The sequence below is a fragment of the Acinetobacter sp. YH12023 genome (genome assembly GCF_013420135.1).
GTDB lineage: Bacteria > Pseudomonadota > Gammaproteobacteria > Pseudomonadales > Moraxellaceae > Acinetobacter > Acinetobacter amyesii.
In genome coordinates this window covers 154,336-174,478 of record NZ_VOYU01000008.1, presented here as the reverse complement: position 1 = coordinate 174,478, position 20,143 = coordinate 154,336, and the positions used below count along the sequence as shown (strand labels likewise).

The window sequence follows — 20,143 nt, the reverse complement described above, 5'->3', positions numbered from 1 at the left end:
GAAAGTAAAGGTGATTTTCAGCATCTCAGCGCATACACGGATAATGTAGTGCGCTGATAGAGTACTCTAATTTTAGGCTTTGTGAATAGCAAATTGCTTTAATTTTGTTCTTCTGCCTAAATCTTAAGCAAATACGATCTTCTTGAAGTTTTTAGAGCAGCGAAAGTTGTGCTTCTTGGTTTTGCGCACTTAATTGATAGACACCTACGCCAATCAGACGAAATTGATCGTCCTCAGAAATATGCATTTCATGAAGTAGTTGCTGCAACACCTGCGCAAGGTCTTCACGCTGATTCAGCGATGTTTTAAAACTTTTACTGTGCTGTAGCACTTGGAAATTCTTCAGTTTTAATTTGGCCGATACACCGCGCGCGCTTAACTGCTTTTTTTCTAAACTAGACCAAACTTGGTCAATCAGTTTGGGCCAATAGGGCTGACATTGGTTCAGGGTGAGATCATCATCAAAAGTGGTTTCTTTGGAAATCTGCTGACGCTCGCGGCTAGATTGGACCGGTCGTTCATCAATCCCTTGTGCATACAGATAGAGTTGCCGTCCATATTTACCGAAATGATGAATCAGAACGGCTTCTTCAATTTGTTGTAAATCACCTAATGTATTGAGTTGCATGGCTTTTAATTTTTTTTGAGTGACTTTTCCCACGCCAGGAATTTTTTTCAGTGCCAAGTCATGGATGAAATGCAGAACTTGTGAAGGTTTGATAATACAAATGCCATTGGGTTTGTTCCAATCAGAAGCGACTTTAGCCAAAAATTTATTGGGCGCGACACCTGCGGAGGCAGTTAAACCAGTGCTTTGTAAAATCTCTGCCTGAATTCGCATAGCGACTTCGGTGGCGCTCGGAATGTGTTGTAAATTTTCTGTGACGTCCAAATAAGCTTCGTCTAAAGATAGCGGCTCAATCAGCGACGTATAGCGTTGAAAAATGGCATGAATTTGCGCCGAAACAGCACGATATTTTTCAAAATTAGGTTCGATCACCACGACCTGTGGGCAGAGTTTACGGGCCTGTGCCATCGACATTGCAGAACGTAAACCAAATTCACGTGCAGGATAGGATGCGGCACAGATGACTGCACGAGGGTGATGTGAAGACACAACAACAGGAAGCTGCTTGAGTTCTGGACGTTCCCGCAGCTCTACTGATGCAAAGAATGCATCCATGTCGATATGTATGATTTTCCTCATGCCTAGTTAGATCAGTGCTTAAAAAATTGAATTTCAGTATCGCACAGTCAATCTAGCGCTTTCCTGAATTTTTTAACTCAAACGACACAGGTTGACTGAGTAAAATCACCTTGGTGTTTTGATTTGCTACTGACTGTATTAATAGATTTAGGCTTTGAGGGGTGTCATCGGCAAAGCGGGGTAAAAATTCAAGCTCTGGATTCAGTGGTTTGAAAAAATTATCCCAATGAATTGGAATCACGGTACTGGGTTGAAGAGTCGCTAAGGTTTCTTTGAAATATTGCTGTTGAAACGCTGTCGTTTGCTTGGAAAGCTGAGCGATGCCTAAAAATAAAGTATCGACTTTTAGTTCTTGCAACTGTTTGGGCACAGCACTCGTACTGGCTTTGACTAAACTGTAATGCGGCCCATGTTGGATGAGATAATCATATGATCCACCTTCTTTAAACTGGCTAAAATGTGCAGGGAGTTGTAGTGGCTGCGAAATTTCTTCCCCCAAATCATCATTAACGGCCGTTGGCGGAGTATGCTGTGAAGGGATCGCAGTAATGGTGAATTTACCGATTTGCATCGGCTGCCAAGCTTGAACTTCGTGCAATTGTGATTCAGCGATTGGCATTGCCTGTGCGATATTTAAGGTGCTTTTAGAGCCGACAATCATGGCCTTGGGGAGCTGGTGGGCCAACATTGGAATATCAAGCGCATGATCATAATGTGAATGAGTCACGAAAATAGCACGAGTGCGTTTTAAGTCGTATTGGTCGATATAGCTGTGTAATAAAGGCTGATCACTTTGGATTTGAGTGAATATGGTTCGACTGAGCGATGGCCGACTAAAGAAGCCATCGATGAGGATTTGCTCTTGGCCATCGTCAAACAGTAAAGTCGAAACACCAAAGAATTTTACGTGATAGGGTGCCGCTGAGTGAGCATCTGTAGTGCTTTGTGTGGGAAGTTGATAATGCCACGTTTTAAACGCTGCCAAGGTCCCTGAAGGTTGGATCAAATATGCCAATATCCCGATGGCGAGGATTATAAAGACTGAAAATATAATAAGAAAAATTTTTAAAATACGCATCCTGCGACTCAGTTTTCATGGATTATTTTGTTCGATGTTGTCCTGAGTCGGTGAATAAATCAACGGGGTTTGATCGGGGAAACGCCGTTTTTGTCTAAAAACTCAGTCCATGCCTTGGCATCACCTGAAAATACATTTAAATCGACGGTGGTCGAGATGCCTTGAATTTTTCCTTGATTAGTATGTTGCCAAATCAGCCATTTCGGATTGTTTTTTAGATCGGGTGGGCCTTTATATTCGCGGACCCACAGCGGCGTCTGTTTAAACTCGCCAGCTAAGACAATATTATAAAAAGACTTCGAGGTATAAAAAATCGGTTGTTTGCCATAATGGCGGTGCAAGCGATCATGCATATAAGTGATTTCTTTGAGTAACTGCTCTTTGCTGTAGGTGTTAATGCAGTTGGTGTCATATTCCAAATCAATCACGGGAGGAAGGGCATCGGCTTTTTTCGGCACGGAAGCAATAAAATTTTCCGCCTGAATCTTGCCATCACGGCACAGACGGTAAAAATGATAGGCCCCAACTAAAAAGCCGTTTTCCCGTGCTTGTAACCAGTTATCTTGAAATTTTCGATCTTTAAAATCACCACCCTCTGTGGCTTTAAGATAAACAAATTGGTATTTTTTAGGTGAAATTTTTGACCATTGAATATCTTTTTGATGATGGGAAACATCAAAGCCTTTGACGGGATATTCTTCTGCAGATGCAGGGCGATGCGGCATCACGGCTAAATAACCTAATCCAGCCACCACCATGACGCCGCTGATAGCGCTGAGTGCAATAATCGGGCTGTATTTTTTGAGTGAACTTTTAGAGGTACGTGATTTGGCTTTTTTAGGCATGAAAATGTATCCAAGTATCTATTTTATCATAACCCTTTAAGGGCTGATCTGTCATAGATTTGCCCGATGACACAGGTTTAGACATCCACATGTTTAGGAATCTGCCAAAAAATCGCTGCGGTAATCAGGTTAATACAGCCGAGTAAAATCAAGGTGCTATGGAATGCCGTTTCGATTTGTGCAGGACCATAATAGGCCGTAAACACGTTGACTAAAGTCCCTGCCAAAGCCACACCAATACTCATGGATACCATCATAATCATCGACAAGAAACTGTTGCCACTGCTGGCATCTTGTTGGGGTAAATCTTTGAGGGTTAAGGTATTCATCGAAACGAATTGCAGCGAGTTTAAAATACCAAAAATAAAAAAGTGTAAGGCACGTAACCAAGTGGGGGTTTCAGCCGTAGAGAGTGCAAAACTGCAAATACAGGCGCCGACCAAGAAAGTATTTACCAATAACACTTTGCGATAGCCAAAGCGTTGAATAATTTGACGAATAATCGGTTTTGATGCCAATGAACCGAGTACAGTCGGTATCATCAATAAACCTGTGATAAAGGGCTCAAAGCCAAAAGCCACTTGTAGCATTAAGGGAATCAAAAATGGCATGGCATTGCCGCCAAGGCGGGCAAAGAAGTTGCCGATAATGCCGATGGCATAGATCCGATTTTGAAATAATTTACTGCGAAACAGCGCATTGGCGTGGGTATGTGCATGAACGGCATAGATCAAACTGGCGATGATGCCTGCAGCGACCAAAAGCAGGCTCCACCATAGCGGAAGATGCGGGCTGGCAAAGTTTTCAATGCCTAACGATAAACCCACCATGGCGACGACCAATAAGAAAAAACCCATAAAGTCGAAGCGTTGTACGCTCGGTTCGGTCACATTGGGCATGGCTTTAAAGGTAATAAGAACCCCTAACAGCCCCATTGGAATGTTTATTAAAAAGATCCAATGCCATGTTGCGACTTCCACCATCCAACCGCCAAGGGTAGGGCCAATTAAGGGGCCCATCAAACCGGCAAGGCTCATCAGACTCATAGCCGATAAAAACTGTGTCCGAGGAATCACTTTGAGCATTGCCAAACGCCCAACAGGTAGCAGTAATGCGCCACCTATGCCTTGAATTACCCGATAAACCAGCAGCTCATTCAGGCTATTGGCCATGCCGCAGCCTAGCGATGCTAACGTAAAAATAATAATGGCTGTGAAATACGTATTTCGTACACCAAAGCGATCGGCCAACCAACCACTTAAGGGAATACACGCCGCAACGGACAAGACATAGGCCACGACCACACTATGCATTTGTAGCGGGTCTTCGCCCAAACTTCTTGCCATAGCAGGGATTGCTGTATTGACGATGGTCGTATCCAGGCCTTGCATAAAAAAGCCAATAGAGACCAATAGCACTAGAAGTCTAAATTCGGGTTGTAAAGCCTGATGCGTTGGCGTGCTATTCATAAGTCAATAAAGCTGAGATTTTTAAACAGTTTAAATGAATATTGCCATTCGGATGTAGTAAAAGCTTTGCATAATTGAGCCAAAAAATTGCAAGAAAAATGCAATGAAAGTTTAATCTCTATGCAATCTAATGTTTATAACTTGGTCATATTTTAATAAAAGACGAATGAAAACATGAAACTACAAATTTTGGCACTGATGTGGTTAAACAAGGCGATGTGGGACCTGAAGGTCTGATTTTTATTGCCGCCAAAGATTCGCCCAATGCTCAACCTTTGTTGGTGGTTGGAAATGAAGTGAACGGTAGCACTGCGGTTTATCAGATTAAATTGAAATAATTAAATTTTAAATTGTTGTTTTATCTAAATTTTTATTTTAATGTCGAGAAAAGCACGGCACAAAATTGTATGAACGCCAGATAAACTGTCATAATGCGCTCAAGTCCTTCATTTATTGGAGGGCTTTTTCTTTATGGCAAAGGTGTTTTGTTTTCATGACAATCGAAATTCTGATGGTCATAGGCTTCTGTCTCGCGGCCTATTCTATTGTCGGTAATGATGTGCCACAGACATTGGGAACCTTTATTTCATCCAATGCGCATCGCCCTTGGTGGCTGTTGTGGATCTATGTCAGCAGTATTTTAGCCATTGTATTGGTTTATGGTTGGTACAGTTCTGGTGTGGGGGATGCATCTTATGGTCGTTTAGAAACGATTCCATTTCCCGCAGAAGGGGTCACGTGGCTCTATATTGTGCCACCGATCTTACTGATCATTTTGACTCGCTACGGAATTCCGGTCAGCACCACATTCTTAGTGTTAACGATTTTCTCTCCGAGTAGTCTTGGGTCGATGTTAACTAAGTCGATGATGGGTTATGCGGTAGCTTTTGTTGTCGCGATTATTGTTTATCGTTTTGTGATTAAAGGCATCTCGGTTTATTTCAGTAAAACACGTGATGAAACCCCCTCGAATATTTGGGTGGGACTACAGTGGGTTTCGACTGCATTTCTATGGAGTCAGTGGCTGATTCAGGATTTGGCCAATATTTTTGTCTACGTCCCTCGTCAGGTGCCGCTGGAGTTCCTGATTTTTGCAATTGTGGTGTTTATCGTACTGCTTGGGATCATTTTGTACCAACGTGGCGGGGCGATTCAGGGCATTATCGACACCAAAACGGGTGTGGCTGATATCCGCTCGGCAACCATTATCGACTTTATGTATGCTTTGATTTTATTGGTGTTCAAAGAGTGGAGTAATATTCCAATGAGTACCACTTGGGTATTCTTGGGCTTACTTGCAGGACGTGAATTTGCTATGTCCATGCATTTACATGAAGTGAATAAATATCGAACTTCACGAAATGTCAGCAAAGATGCGATGAAGTTGATGCTTGGTTTACTGATGAGTATTTTCTTAGCGACAACCTTGCCATGGTTCTATCGTGTGGTGTCGGGTTAAGTCGGCACGATCTTGATTTGAAGTAGGACATCGAGTAATAAAAAAGGGGGAATGATTTATTCCCCTTTTTGACATCTAAAATACAGTTAGACCACGAAATTTTTCGGGCAATCTAAATTTTTCAGTGCACTAAAGATCTGCTTCGAAGAATTACATACGATCAGTTTGGCACGATGCTGCGGCGGCAAGAAACCTTCAGCGACCGCATGGTCTAATTGTGCAATTAGTGCATCATAGAAGCCATTGACGTTATAAAGCATCATCGGTTTTTGGTGTTGATTCAACTGTCCCCAAGTGGCGATTTCTAAAATTTCTTCGAATGTACCGAGACCACCGGGCAGAGCAACAAAGGCACTTGCACGTTCTGCCATCATGGCTTTACGCTCATGCATACTGCGCACGACGTGTAATTCAGTCAAATGATTATGTGCAATTTCATAATCCAACATAAACTCAGGAATCACACCCACAGCTTCGCCGCCATGATCGACCACAGCGTCAGCAACTTGACCCATCAGGCCAATACTCGCGCCACCATAGACCAGACCAAAACCATGTTCAGCCAAGCCTTGCGCTAATGCGATGGCTTTTTCTTGATAAATTGGATTGTTACCAGAGCGGGAGCCGCAATATAGTGCGATTAAAGGTTGTGTTGTAGCAGGAGAAGGATTACCACGTTTTTCTGTCATTTTTAATCCGCTATTCATTACGTTTTAATTTTACCTTAGCATGTTATTTTTTATGACACTACATTGGCAGCTAAATATGACAATTTAATGTCATCATTGGGTTTAAATTCTTCCATACTGAGATTGTACTTTGGTAAAAAAGGGTGAATTTTTACCTTAACTTGCTATACTTAAAACTTCATTTCAAGCTAAAGAACCGTCATGGGTAGTGGTTGTTGTCACTCAGCACACATTAAAATATTAGAAAGAACGCTATTAAAAGCGTTTGCGCATGTCCAATGCATTTCATCTTCAAATCAGCATGATCTACGTGTGAATAACATTCAGGAGATACAATTATGATCTTTGAATGGATGTCCGACCCATCTGCATGGGTGGGTTTATTGACACTGGTGGTGCTTGAGATTGTTTTAGGTATCGATAACCTGGTTTTTATTGCGATTCTTGCGGAAAAATTACCGCCAGAACAGCGTAATACTGCACGGATTGTCGGCTTATTGCTTGCACTGTGTATGCGATTGATCTTACTGGCCTCGATTGCATGGGTGGTGACTCTAACCAACCCACTGTTCCATATTTTCGACCATCCATTTTCCGGTCGAGATCTAATTTTACTGTTTGGTGGGGTGTTCTTGCTATTTAAAGGCACCATGGAACTGCGTGAACGTCTTGAAAACAAGCCTATGCTAAAGGAAGAAAATCCTGTGCATGCGACGTTTTGGATGGTGATTGTGCAGATTGTGGTGCTCGATGCCGTGTTCTCGCTCGATAGCGTGATTACCGCTGTCGGGATGGTGAAACACCTTTCTGTCATGATGATTGCGGTCATTATTGCTGTCGGCATTATGCTGTGGGCATCTAAACCACTGATGAACTTCGTGAACCGTCACCCAACGGTGGTGATTCTGTGCCTGTGCTTCTTAATGATGATCGGTTTCTCGCTCTTGGTCGAAGGCTTTGGTTTCCATATTCCAAAAGGTTACTTATACGCGGCCATTGGTTTCTCTGTCATGATTGAGTTCTTGAACCAAACCATGCGTCATAATCAGGAAAAAATGGTGACAACCACAGACTTACGTTATCGCACAGCCTCAGCAGTGATGCGTATGCTCGGTGGGAAAAATGTTGCAGACAATCAAAATGAAAATGAAGATGTGCTTGCAACACGTGCTTTTGCTGATGAAGTCTTTGATGAAGACAACGGGGTTTACCACAGTGTCATGGTACAAGGGGTACTGGGTTTATCTGAGCGTCCAGTAAAGTCCGTGATGACACCTCGTCCTGAACTGGAATGGATTGATTTAGATGAAGAACCTGAGGCGATTCGTGCTCAATTACTCAGTACCACGCATTCACGTTTAATTGTGGCCCATGGTGAGCTTGACAATATTGCGGGTGCGGTACTGACTCATAAAGTCATGAATGACTATATTGAAACGGGCGTACTCGATTTCGAAAAACATCTCCGTGAGCCAGTGGTGGTGCATGAAAATGCTCAAGTTTTGATGGTGATGGAACAGCTACGTCAAGCGCCGTTGCAAATGGCTTTGGTGTTGAACGAATACGGTTCAATTGAAGGGATTGCAACACCGATCGATGTCTTAGAAGCGATTGCAGGTGAGTTCCCCGATGAAGATGAACCAGAGACGGCAGCAGAAAGTCTCGATGATGGTTCATTGTTACTCGATGGCTCAACCGACATTCGTCATGTGTCTTTATTGTTGGGTCGTGATTTGGTGGATGATGCTGAACAGTATTCGACATTGTCCGGATATATCTTATTTCATTTGGGCCGTTTACCAGCCAATGGTGAAAAATTCAAAGCGGATGAACACATCTTTGAAGTGGTCACAATGGATGGTCATAAGATTGAAAAAGTGCATATCATTCCCATGCCAACTGAAGATTAAACTGATGCCAAGAGAACATTCAGCTTAATCTATATAGATCAGTATGGATTCGCATACTGCTGATGAAAATTGTGTGGAAAGATCCGTTAAAATAGCCTGCATTGTCAGGCTATTTTTTATGGAAACAAACATGTCACAAGTCCAGTGTCCATGTGGCAAAGGTGAGTATGCTAGCTGTTGTCAGCCCTTACATGCGGGGCGTGAAAATGCGCAAACTGCAGAGCAATTGATGCGTTCACGTTATAGTGCATTTGCACAACATGAGATTGATTATATTGTACAAACAACTGCAATTGGACAGCAGCAAGCCTTGGATGTGAGTGCCATTGCAGCGTGGAGTCAGGCCAATCAATGGTTAAAGCTCGAGGTAGTTCAAGCCCAAGAAAAGCTCGATAAAAACCATGCTCAAGTTGAATTTAAAGCGCATTATCACGATGGGCAGCAAGCGCAGGTACATCATGAAATTTCACACTTTGTGAAGTTCGAGCAGCGCTGGTATTTCCTTGATCCGACCACAGAGATGAAAATCACCATGAAGCAACCCTGTATTTGTGGTTCTGGACGAAAATTTAAACAATGTTGTGCGCAATTTTTATAACATTTGAGCAGATTTAGCTTAGAATAGCGCGCATCTCAACCCTCAGTGGAAGAAGGGCGATGTTACTTACCGTTATTTATATTATCGCAATTACGGCAGAAGCAATGACAGGTGCATTGTCTGCGGGTCGGCGGAGTATGGACTGGTTTGGGGTAACATTGATTGCCTGTGTCACGGCACTGGGGGGCGGTTCGGTTCGTGATGTGCTGCTTGGGCACTATCCACTGACATGGGTTAAGCATCCAGAATATCTCATGCTGACCTGCTTTGCTGCATTTGTCACTATCCTGATTGCAAAGTGGATGCGTCATCTTCGTAATATCTTCTTGGTTCTCGATGCCCTTGGTCTCATAGGTTTTACCATTATTGGCTGTCAAATTGCTTTAGAAATGGGCCATGGTTTTGTCGTCTCTGCAGTAGCAGGAGTGCTAACAGGTGTTTCTGGCGGTATTCTACGAGATATTCTATGTAACGATGTGCCGCTGGTGTTCCGTCGGGAACTTTATGCCAGTATTTCTTTTGTGTCCGTGATTTGTTATTGGCTCTGCATTGAGATTGGCTTATCGCTAGAATTGACCGTCATTGCGACGCTCATTTTCGGTTTCACCTTACGTCTGATCGCCATTTACTTTGGCTTAGAAATGCCTAAATTTATTTATAAAGATGATGATGATCAGTCAGTATCTTCAAAAGATTTGTCGTAACCGCGTTGCCATAACATCACATTAAAAATGCTAAAAAGACGGATCAATGGTCGGTCTTTTGCATGGATCTATACTAAAAAACGCAAAATCATACATCCTGTTGGGAAAGCAGTGTTCATCCTTCCACCAGTTCAGAGATCTTGTTATGGACTTAGTCTCACGTATACAACGCTTACCCATCGGTAAGTTTCACTACACTTTACTTTGGGTTATTGGCCTTGGCTGGATGTTTGATGCCATGGATACGGGACTCATTTCCTTCATCTTAGCGAAAATGGCTGAAGATTGGGCCATGACGCCAAATGATAAAAGTTGGGTGGTCTCGATTGGTTTTGTTGGGATGGCGATTGGCGCGGTGTTTTCTGGTGGACTAGCAGACCGCTTCGGTCGAAAAACAATCTTTGCATGGACATTGGTAATTTATAGCTTAGCTACCGCTGCATGTGCATTTGCACCTAATCTAACTTGGTTGTTGGTATTTCGTTTTATTGTCGGCCTAGGTTTAGGTGGACAACTCCCAGTCGCGGTGACTTTGGTCAGTGAATATATTCCGGCTCATGTACGTGGACGTTTTATTGTCTTACTAGAAAGTTTTTGGGGGCTGGGCTGGTTGGTTGCTGCATTGGTATCACGCTTTATTATTCCGGATTTTGGTTGGCATGCAGCGTTCCTGATTGGCGGTATTCCTGCGTTATATGCGATCGTGATTTGGAAAATGGTGCCTGAATCTGTACCTTATTTAATTAACCGTGGACGTTTTGATGAAGCACATGCATTGGTGAAAAAGATTGAAGCCAAATGTGGTGTAGAAGTTGTTGAAATCTTTGAAGTCAAACCAGTTGCAGAAAAGCACAATATCAGTTTTTCACAGTTGTGGTCAGGGATTTTTGCACGTCGTACTTTAATGCTGTGGCTCATTTGGTTCGGTATCGTCTTTTCTTATTACGGTATTTTTACATGGTTACCAAGCTTATTGGTCAAAGAAGGCTACACCATTGTTCAATCCTTTGAATATGTTTTGGTCATGATTTTGGCACAATTACCGGGTTATATTGCAGCTGCATGGTTGGTCGAAAAATTAGGTCGTAAAGCTACGTTGGCGGGCTTCATTGGGATGTGTGCCATTTCGGCATATTTCTTCGGTCAGTCTGGCAGTGTGACAGAGATCGTGATCTGGGGCTGTTTAATGTCCTTCTTTAATCTCGGTGCTTGGGGCGTACTTTATACCTATACACCAGAACAATATCCGGCCAATATTCGTGCCTTTGGTTCGGGCTGGGCCGGTGCCATTGGTCGGATCGGGGGCATTGCCGCGCCTTTTGCTGTGACACATATGATGGATATGGATCATGGTTTTAGCTATGTCTTTATGATGTTTACAGCAGTCTTAATTGCAGTTGCTGTGGTGATTTTGGTTTTAGGTGAGGAAACCAAAGGCAAAACTTTAGAATCCATCGGTCTATAAAGACTGTTGAATTTTTAGTTGATCATGGTGAATAAAATGGATATTTTTACGCCATAAGACACAATTTGTCGCAGAGTGTTAGATCATCCCCTTGTATAGGGGACACCTGCGACATAGCATAAGAACCCAATAAAGAACGAACAATTTAGGATTACAGGTTGTTATGACAAGCCTTGCGCATCATGCGACAGAAAACCGTTCCGTAGCAGAATTTACCGAACAAGCATATCTCAACTACGCCATGTACGTGATTATGGATCGTGCATTGCCACATATTAGTGATGGTCTAAAACCCGTTCAGCGTCGTATCGTCTATGCGATGAGCGAACTCGGGTTAAAGCCAACGGGTAAGCCAAAAAAATCTGCACGTACGGTTGGTGATGTACTGGGTAAATACCATCCTCATGGTGACTTAGCTTGTTATGAAGCCATGGTCCTCATGGCGCAGCCGTTTAGTTATCGCTATCCATTTATTGAAGGTCAGGGAAACTGGGGTTCACCAGATGATCCGAAATCCTTCGCAGCGATGCGTTATACCGAAGCAAAACTGTCTGCGTATAGTGATTTATTATTGTCTGAGTTAGGACAAGGGACCTGTGATTGGCAGGATAACTTTGATGGTTCGATGAAAGAGCCAGTGAATTTACCTGCACGTGTTCCGAATATTTTACTCAACGGCACAACGGGTATTGCTGTGGGTATGGCAACCGATATTCCACCGCATAACTTACGTGAAGTGGTGAAGGGTACCATCGCCTTAATTCGCAATCCAAACTTAACCGATGAGAAAGTCGCAGAATATATTCCTGCACCTGATTTGCCGACACGTGCGGAAATTATTACCTCTCCAGAAGAATTACTTAAAATTCAAACCACGGGTCGCGGTAGTTATCGAACTCGCGCGGTGTACAGCATTGAGAAAAATGAAATCGTGATTACGGAGTTACCGTATCAGGTTTCAGGTTCGAAAGTGATCACGCAGATTGCAGATCAAATGCAGGCGAAGAAGTTGCCATTGGTCACGGACTTACGTGATGAGTCAGATCATAAAAACCCAACACGTTTAGTGATCGTCCTGCGCTCGAATCGTATTGATGCTGAATCGGTGATGAGTCATCTATTTGCAACCACCGATCTAGAGTCGAGCTATCGTGTCAATATGAACATGATTGGCGCTGACGGTCGTCCGCAAGTGAAATCGATCCGCCGTATTTTGTTGGAATGGATCGAAATCCGTAAAAATACCGTAACACGTCGTTTGACTTATCATCTGAATAAAATTGAAAAACGATTACATATACTTGCAGGCTTGATCATTGCCTATCTGAATATTGATGAAGTGATTCGAATTATTCGTGAAGAAGATCAGCCTAAACCGGTGTTGATGACGCATTTTAATATCGATGAAATTCAAGCCGAAGCGATTTTAGAACTTAAGTTACGTCATTTGGCAAAACTTGAAGAAATGGAAATGCGCCGTGAACAAGAAGAATTGGAAGCCAAAGCAGCCATTATTCGTGAACAATTGGCGAACCCTGAATCATTAAAAGCATTGATCATTAATGAACTTAAAGAAGATGCGAAGAAATTTGGTGATGACCGCCGTTCTCCAATTGTGAAACGTGCAGAAGCCCATGCGATTAATGAACAGGATATGCTTCCTGCAGATCCTGTAACTGTCGTTTTGTCTGAAGCGGGTTGGATTCGCTCGGCGAAAGGTCATGAAGTCGATGCTGAGAACTTAAATTTCCGTGCAGGTGACCAATATCTCAGCCATGCGCAAGGTAAATCGAATCAACGTGTGTATGTATTAGATGATGCCGGTCGTAGCTATGCTTTGGGCATCAATACCTTGCCATCTGCGCGTGGTTTAGGTGAGCCTCTGAGTTCTAAACTTGCACCTGCAAGTGGTGTCGGCTTTAAACAAGTGTTTATTGCTGAAGATGAAACAGAAGTCTTGGCGATGAGTAGTAAAGGCTATGGCTTTAAAACCCAAGCCAAAAACCTCGATACCAATGCAAAAGCAGGTAAAGCCTTCCTTACCTTATCTGAAGGCGCGGCGGTCATGAATTTAACGGCGATTGAGAATGCAACACATCTTGCACTCCTCAGTTCTGCGGGGCGTTTGCTGTTGGTTGAACTTGATGAATTACCAGTATTGAATAAGGGTAAAGGTAATAAATTGATACAACTTGAGGCAAAAGATCAAATTGTATCCATGACAACTTTGAATTTAGATGAAATAATTCAAGTGCTTGCAGGAAATCAACAATTAAAGCTTAAAGGCGACGATCTGCAAAAATATGTGGGTAAACGTGCATCGAAAGGCGTGTTGTTACCACGTGGATATCAAAAAGCAAATAAACTGTTCATTCAAAGATAATACTAGCATCCATGGAACGAAATACGTTATATATGCTGTTATTCGTGAAATGGATGCAATATTAAGCACAAACAAGTTAAATAATGACCGCTTAATATTGAAAAAAAACAGTTGGATTATTAAGGATTACGACAGGAGAATTGGGCGTTATGGAAAAGATTTGGTTCGCTGAATACCAAAAGACAGGGATTCCAGAAACTGTAGAATTACCCGCAGAAAATACCTCATTGGTCGATATTTTTGAGCGTAATTTTCAGAAGTTTGGCTCAAGAGATGCCTTTATCTTCATGGATAAAGTCTTAACTTTTAAAGAACTTGATGAAGCAAGCCGTAAATTTGCAACTTATTTGCAAAGCTTAGGTTTGGCTAAAGGTTCACGCGTTGCAGTTATGATGCCGAACGTTCTTCAATATCCTGTTGTCGCATTGGGTGTATTCCGCGCTGGCCTGGTATTGGTCAACGTGAATCCACTGTATACCTCTCGTGAACTTGAGCATCAATTGAATGACTCTGGTTCAGAGGCATTGGTTATCATTGAAAACTTTGCATCTGTTTACCAAGCGATTATTGGTAAAACCCCAGTAAAACATGTGATCGTGGCATCTGTGGGTGACATGCTCGGTACACTGAAAGGCACATTGGTTAACTTTGTATTACGTTCAGTACGTAAACAAATTCCAGCTTGGAACATTCCAGGTCATATTCGCTTTAATGCAGCAATGTCTAAAGTGAGTGCAAACAATTACAAACGTCCAAACTTAACTCTAAGTGATACTGCAGTACTTCAATATACTGGTGGTACAACTGGCGTATCTAAAGGCGCAGAATTGACACATCGTAACCTTGTGTCAAACATGTTGCAGTGTGATGGTATTTTTCAAAGTAAATTTGGTCAGCAAGATGGTCAGCCAGATGATCGTATCTTCTGTGCATTACCGCTGTATCACATCTTTGCATTTATGGTGTGTGCACTTTACGGCATGTACAAAGGTCAGGCGAACGTATTGATTCCTAACCCGCGTGACCTACCTGCGGTAATGAAAGAATTACGTAAATACCAACCTTCATTCTTTCCAGCAGTGAACACTTTGTTTAATGCTTTGGTGAACAATGAAGAGTTCAAGCAACTTGACCACAGCAAGCTAAAAATGGCGATGGGTGGTGGTATGGCAGTACTTCCTTCGACTGCAGAAGCATGGAAGAAAGTTACCGGTACCAATATCATCGAAGGTTATGGTTTATCAGAAACTTCACCTGTTGCAACCGCAAACCCTCCAGCATCAATGGAATTTAGCGGTACGATTGGTATTCCATTGCCACTGACTGAAGTTGCTATTCTAGATGATGATGGCAATGAAGTTGCTCAAGGGGAGCAAGGTGAAATTTCGATTCGTGGTCCTCAAGTCATGAAAGGCTATTGGAACCGTCCAGATGAAACTGCCAAAGTAATGACGGCGGACGGTTTCTTCCGTACAGGTGACATTGGTGTCATGGATCCACGCGGTTATGTGAAGATTGTAGACCGTAAAAAAGACATGATTTTGGTGTCTGGCTTCAACGTTTATCCTTCTGAAATTGAAGAAGTTGTTGCAAAACATCCAAAAGTACTAGAAGTTGCTGCAATTGGTGTTCCTGATGAAAAATCAGGTGAAGTACCTAAATTATTCGTTGTGAAAAAAGATCCATCTTTAACGACTGAAGAAGTTTTGGCATTCGCAAAAGAAAACTTAACTGGCTATAAACGCCCACGTTATGTTGAATTTATGGATGAATTACCAAAATCGAATGTTGGTAAGATTCTACGTAAAGATTTGCGTAAAACAGCATAATATGATGCATAAAAAAAGCGCCTTCGGGCGCTTTTTTATCGCTTTTAATTTAGATCATTAAAGCTTGCCTTTATTCATCGACCAGCGATCAAAGTAGCGACGTCCTACACCAAAAACACCTAAGAAGATAAACATCGCGCCGAACTGACGACTAAAGCCAGATTGGTTATAGCTGCCATAAGTTAAAATATTGTCGACTAAACAATATAGTGCAATGACAATGACCCAATGCCAAAGGGGAAGTTGCTTGATGGAAACTGCATAGAATGCAATCCACATGATGACAAAGCTGAAAACAGTCGACCATACATTTAAGTTGGCGCAGATCACAGCAAGTAAAAATGCAGTCACAGGAATGACGATTTTTAGAACACGATCGACGCGAAGCTGATGGCGTTTTTGCTCTTCAAGAACTTCAAATAATTGATCTTGATCAGAAGTACTCATAGAGGATCCTTTCATCTGCCGATTATAAAAACACTATATTTAACAAAAATTATTCACGAAATGCCATGGTATTATAACAGCTATAAAAATCTTCCTGAGAAAAAACACATGCACAGCATCAGTGGGATCATCTATCTCATTTTGGCCGCTTGTTTACTGCCATATGTATTTACCTTTATTGCGAAGCGAGCTGCAGGTTTTAAGTCGAGTGATAATCAAAATCCACGTGAAGTTTTAGCGCGCTCTACAGGGGTGGCGAGCCGCGCACATGCAGTGCAGCAAAATAGTTTTGAAAGTTTACCATTATTTATTGCAGCTATTTTAATGGCTGAATACATGGTGATTCATCAGCAATACATCATGACCTTTGGGATTGCCTATCTCGTTTTACGCGTCATTTATGGGTTATGTTATTTAGCCAATTGGGCAACTTTACGTTCGATCATTTGGACCTTGTCGATGTTGTGCCCAATTTGCCTGATGTTATTGGTCATTAAATTAAGCTAAATGTTCTGCTTGATGATTAAATTATCAGCATGATCGCTAAAATCACAAAAAAAGCGATAAAACCGTTATAATTGTGCCGGATTAAAAGATTTAACTTTGTTTAAAGAGTGATGCTATGAGCTACAGCAATATCCCAGCGGGTAAAGATGCACCAAACGACATCTATGTCATTATTGAAATTCCTGCAAATGCAGCACCAATCAAATACGAAATCGATAAAGATTCTGATGCGTTATTTGTAGACCGTTTCATGGGTACTGCAATGTTCTACCCAGCGAACTATGGTTATGTTCCAAATACATTATCTTTGGATGGTGACCCACTAGACGTACTTGTGGTAACTCCACATCCAGTAGAGCCAGGTTCTGTAATTCGTTGCCGTCCTGTTGGTAAATTGAACATGGAAGATGACGGTGGTGTTGACGCAAAACTTGTTGCTGTTCCACACGACAAATTGACTCCGCTCTATAAAGATGTTCAAGAATATACAGATCTTCCTGCATTATTGATCAATCAAATTGAACATTTCTTCCAACACTACAAAGACTTAGAGCCTGGTAAGTGGGTTAAGTTAAGTGGTTGGGAAGGTGCTGATGTTGCGAAACAAGAAGTACTTAGCTCAATTGAAGCTTACAAAGCTGCGAACAAATAATATTGTTTTAAGCTGAGCATCGTTTTTATATAAAATCGATGCTCATAAAAAAAACCTGCACAGTGTGCAGGTTTTTTTTCGCTATCTTAGAGTAGCTGCAAAATTAAAATAATTTCACAGGGATGTCTAAGAATACGCGTAATTCATTGGTGTCAGCCATATATACGTCATTGTATGCTTGGTCTGCACGGTAGTGTGAATAACGTAAACGAAGGCTGGCATCTTTAGCGAAACCTGATTGAACAGTATATTTCACTTGGTTAAAGAATTCGCTTTCTTTAGCATCGTCTGATGTCTCTACACCATTTTTAATAGTTTTGATATCCCAACCGTATACATAAGCAGTCGTCCAATTTAAACCTGGCACGCCGTAATCAGCAAAGTTTAAGTTGTATTGAACTTGTGCCGATTTCTCATGGTTACCAATAAAGTCAGAAAGGTAAGAGTTGGCTACATAAATAGATTGCGCACCGTCAGCATTGCTACCATAGTCATAACCTGTATTACCAGTGTTTTGTTGGTAAGCCAGCATGACTGAGTGAGCGCCTTGATTTAATGTACCTGCCAATGACCATAGATTGTTGCTTCGGCCATCTACATTTGTATCACCAAGTGATGAAGAATAGGTTGAAGCTGCTTTGTCCCATTCTGTGTGATAACCACTAAAGTCTAAATTTAAAGAGCGTTTTTCAGCTAACGGAATAGTGTAATTAGCATTAATGTAATGACGATCCAACGCATTTTTGCTATCTAAGCCATAGTAAGATGCATTAAGTTGGTCGTTAAACTTATATTTTGCACCCCAAACCACAGCACGATCTAGATCGTTACCGTCAGAATTAATTTGGTCTGAATATTGGTTTTTAGTGAATTTACCAGCAATAACTTCTAGATTTTCAATTTCATGACTTGTCGCTAAAACGCCTGTGAAGTATTCAGGTACCATACGTGCTGTATTAGATGCAAGCACTGGAATATCAAGAACTTGGGTACCGTATTCAACAGTAGTATTTGATACTCGAGCTTTAACACTTGCGCCACCACGTGCCCAGTGATCATACGCTGAGCCGTCGTTATGTTGTGGAATCATGCCATTACCAGCATGTTTATTTTCACCGATTTTAAATGAACCATCGCCTACAACATTGGCACCAAAGCCAACAACACCTTGAGTGAAGCCTGACTCTAATTTCACAATTGCTGATTGCGCAAAAGAACTTGTATCGTCACCGCGATTTACATCTTGTTTATCGCGTTTGATGTAACCTGTACGGAACAATACAGAGCCTTCGGCATCTTCCACAAAGCCTTTAGATTCGCTTTGTTCGCTAGCAAAAGCAGTAGAAATAAGAGCAGCGTTTACTAATACTGCAAGTGTTAGTTGTTGAGCTTTAAGCATTGGGAGAGAGCCTCATGCAAATTTGGTTAATATGTAGTGCGATTGTATATTTTTTCTTAAAAAAATCACTATTTTTAATGCGCTTATTACACTAAAGTTAGAAAACATTCAGATCATCGGTCAATCTGTAATAAGCAAATGTTTCGTATGTTATTGTTGTTTAACAAATAGTTTATTTAAATTGAATATATATTAAGCTAAAGAGAAGTTTATTCATTGCTTATCATAAAAAAATATAAAAAATGGTAAAAACTTTCATTTAACTTGCTGATTTATCATCATTCTTCGCGACAAATTGTGCTGAATCTAAATTCGTATTTTGATCAAAAAGTATAACAATGGCTGAGGTGCATGGCATCACTGTTCAGGCACAGTAAGCACTGTTGGCGTATTTTTAGTAAATAGAGAATGACTTTTAGCGAAGTCGTCAGAAATGTTTTCCTTAAAATCTAGCTCAATAAAAGATGATATTAATCGTGATAAATACATATAAATGAATGCATTAAATCATTGTTAAAGACTGGAACGCTATAAAAGATATTTTATGAATCAAAAGCTTAGTTTTTACTGTTTTATATAATCTTAGCTTTGTTTTTTAAATGATTTAATTGATCAAAATAAGAAAAAAGGGGCTATACAGTGCAGTAAAATCGATTAAAATCGGCGCTAAATTTTACTCAACCCAATCCACAATCGATCCGATGTGGGGACTAAACATGATTCAATTTTATAAAAAAGCAATTTTAAGTATTTTAGTGACCCTAGGTACAGTCCCTGCATTTGCAGAACAAACTGAACAAGCCACAACTGTACAAGGGAATTGGTCTGGAAGTTTGGGCGTGGTAAACAAATATGTGTACCGTGCGAGTGAAGAAAATGATCAAGCGGCATTACAAGCCGGACTTGAATATGCACACAACAGTGGGCTGTTCGCGGGCTATTGGGGTTCTACACTCAACTATGATCCTACGGACGACAGTCAGTCGCATGGTTTTGAACATGATTTCTATGCCGGATATGGACGTGAACTGAATGAAGATTGGAGCTATAAGTCACAAGTGATGGCCTATGTCTATCAAGGTGGAGGTTCTGTTTATAACGACGACCGATCTGAAAAGCGTCGCACGACAGGCGTCGAATTTATTCAGGACATAAGCTATAAAGATTTAACTGCAAGCATGGCTGTATTGTTGTCTGATGTTAATTATGGCAACGCAGGCGATGTATATCTGAATGCTGCTTATAGCTATGCATTACCTTATGATGTTTCATTAAATTCATCGCTTGGTGTTTCTATTTTTAATGACAGTCGTGATGATAGCCTATTAACAACCACAGAAGATGTGGTGTTCACTGAAGCACGTCTGGGCTTAAGTAAACCGATTGCAGATACTGGATTTGAAATTGCTGCTGACTATGTATGGGGCGGTAAAGATCGTGAAGGTGAGCAATTAGACGATAACGTTGTGGTTGGATTGACCTATTCTTTCTAACATTAACGA

At 41.5% G+C, this 20,143-nt stretch carries 18 protein-coding genes; 11 read left to right on the top strand and 7 right to left on the bottom strand.

The genetic code is table 11. The annotated features are described in order from the left end of the window. Positions 1-151: 151 nt before the first annotated feature. The 4 genes from dinB to mdtD form a co-directional block, all read right to left on the bottom strand. The gene (gene dinB, locus FTT92_RS10650) at positions 152-1,207 is read right to left on the bottom strand and encodes a DNA polymerase IV (protein ID WP_180172092.1); all 1,056 of its coding nucleotides are present in this window, start codon (positions 1,205-1,207) and stop codon (positions 152-154) included. A gap of 52 nt (positions 1,208-1,259) precedes the next feature. Continuing rightward, entirely contained in the window at positions 1,260-2,285 is a 1,026-nt protein-coding gene (locus FTT92_RS10645) for an MBL fold metallo-hydrolase (protein ID WP_180172091.1), read from the bottom strand. Positions 2,286-2,344: 59 nt separating this feature from the next. After that, complete coding sequence (locus FTT92_RS10640; protein ID WP_180172090.1) at positions 2,345-3,130, bottom strand: GH25 family lysozyme; 786 nt, start codon at positions 3,128-3,130, stop codon at positions 2,345-2,347. Between the two features lie 77 nt (positions 3,131-3,207). After that, positions 3,208-4,599, bottom strand: a complete 1,392-nt coding sequence (gene mdtD / locus FTT92_RS10635) for a multidrug transporter subunit MdtD (RefSeq protein ID WP_180084504.1) — start codon at positions 4,597-4,599, stop codon at positions 3,208-3,210. A gap of 200 nt (positions 4,600-4,799) precedes the next feature. On the opposite strand from mdtD, the gene FTT92_RS10630 reads away from it, so the two are divergent. Beyond that, positions 4,800-4,937, top strand: a complete 138-nt coding sequence (locus FTT92_RS10630; protein WP_180008096.1) for a hypothetical protein — start codon at positions 4,800-4,802, stop codon at positions 4,935-4,937. 155 nt (positions 4,938-5,092) lie between these two features. Beyond that, positions 5,093-6,058 (top strand): hypothetical protein, encoded by a 966-nt coding sequence (locus FTT92_RS10625; protein ID WP_078189479.1) that lies wholly within the window; start codon positions 5,093-5,095, stop codon positions 6,056-6,058. Between the two features lie 86 nt (positions 6,059-6,144). Here FTT92_RS10625 and FTT92_RS10620 read toward each other — a convergent pair whose 3' ends face one another. Further along, entirely contained in the window at positions 6,145-6,765 is a 621-nt protein-coding gene (locus tag FTT92_RS10620) for a TIGR00730 family Rossman fold protein (RefSeq protein ID WP_078192607.1), read from the bottom strand. A gap of 320 nt (positions 6,766-7,085) precedes the next feature. Between FTT92_RS10620 and FTT92_RS10615 the strand changes: the two genes are divergently transcribed. The 6 genes from FTT92_RS10615 to FTT92_RS10590 all read left to right on the top strand — a co-directional run bounded on the left by FTT92_RS10615 (position 7,086) and on the right by FTT92_RS10590 (position 15,636). Continuing rightward, positions 7,086-8,657: a TerC family protein gene (locus tag FTT92_RS10615; protein WP_180172089.1), complete on the top strand. Its 1,572-nt coding sequence runs from the start codon at positions 7,086-7,088 to the stop codon at positions 8,655-8,657. Positions 8,658-8,787: 130 nt separating this feature from the next. Beyond that, entirely contained in the window at positions 8,788-9,255 is a 468-nt protein-coding gene (locus FTT92_RS10610) for a YchJ family protein (protein ID WP_180133271.1), read from the top strand. A 59-nt stretch (positions 9,256-9,314) separates the two neighbouring features. Beyond that, positions 9,315-9,959 (top strand): trimeric intracellular cation channel family protein, encoded by a 645-nt coding sequence (locus FTT92_RS10605; protein WP_078189475.1) that lies wholly within the window; start codon positions 9,315-9,317, stop codon positions 9,957-9,959. 145 nt (positions 9,960-10,104) lie between these two features. Beyond that, positions 10,105-11,424 carry an MFS transporter gene (locus tag FTT92_RS10600; protein ID WP_180084507.1) on the top strand — a complete coding sequence of 440 codons (1,320 nt, stop codon included), beginning with the start codon at positions 10,105-10,107 and terminating at the stop codon, positions 11,422-11,424. Between the two features lie 163 nt (positions 11,425-11,587). Beyond that, positions 11,588-13,807, top strand: a complete 2,220-nt coding sequence (gene parC / locus FTT92_RS10595) for a DNA topoisomerase IV subunit A (RefSeq protein ID WP_180105627.1) — start codon at positions 11,588-11,590, stop codon at positions 13,805-13,807. A 149-nt stretch (positions 13,808-13,956) separates the two neighbouring features. Further along, the gene (locus FTT92_RS10590) at positions 13,957-15,636 is read left to right on the top strand and encodes a long-chain-fatty-acid--CoA ligase (protein WP_180024224.1); all 1,680 of its coding nucleotides are present in this window, start codon (positions 13,957-13,959) and stop codon (positions 15,634-15,636) included. Between the two features lie 57 nt (positions 15,637-15,693). On the opposite strand, the gene FTT92_RS10585 is transcribed toward FTT92_RS10590, so the two are convergent. After that, the gene (locus tag FTT92_RS10585; protein WP_078189471.1) at positions 15,694-16,083 is read right to left on the bottom strand and encodes a hypothetical protein; all 390 of its coding nucleotides are present in this window, start codon (positions 16,081-16,083) and stop codon (positions 15,694-15,696) included. 108 nt (positions 16,084-16,191) lie between these two features. Between FTT92_RS10585 and FTT92_RS10580 the strand changes: the two genes are divergently transcribed. Together FTT92_RS10580 and ppa are read left to right on the top strand one after the other, a co-directional pair. Then, positions 16,192-16,590, top strand: coding sequence for an MAPEG family protein (locus tag FTT92_RS10580; RefSeq protein WP_180116065.1), 399 nt, complete (start codon positions 16,192-16,194; stop codon positions 16,588-16,590). A gap of 115 nt (positions 16,591-16,705) precedes the next feature. Continuing rightward, positions 16,706-17,242, top strand: a complete 537-nt coding sequence (gene ppa, locus FTT92_RS10575) for an inorganic diphosphatase (RefSeq protein ID WP_078189469.1) — start codon at positions 16,706-16,708, stop codon at positions 17,240-17,242. Between the two features lie 103 nt (positions 17,243-17,345). Here the strand turns inward: ppa and FTT92_RS10570 are convergent, their stop codons facing one another. Then, positions 17,346-18,641: an OprD family outer membrane porin gene (locus FTT92_RS10570; protein ID WP_078189468.1), complete on the bottom strand. Its 1,296-nt coding sequence runs from the start codon at positions 18,639-18,641 to the stop codon at positions 17,346-17,348. 716 nt (positions 18,642-19,357) lie between these two features. Between FTT92_RS10570 and FTT92_RS10565 the strand changes: the two genes are divergently transcribed. Then, complete coding sequence (locus FTT92_RS10565) at positions 19,358-20,134, top strand: TorF family putative porin (protein WP_180172088.1); 777 nt, start codon at positions 19,358-19,360, stop codon at positions 20,132-20,134. Positions 20,135-20,143: the final 9 nt, after the last annotated feature.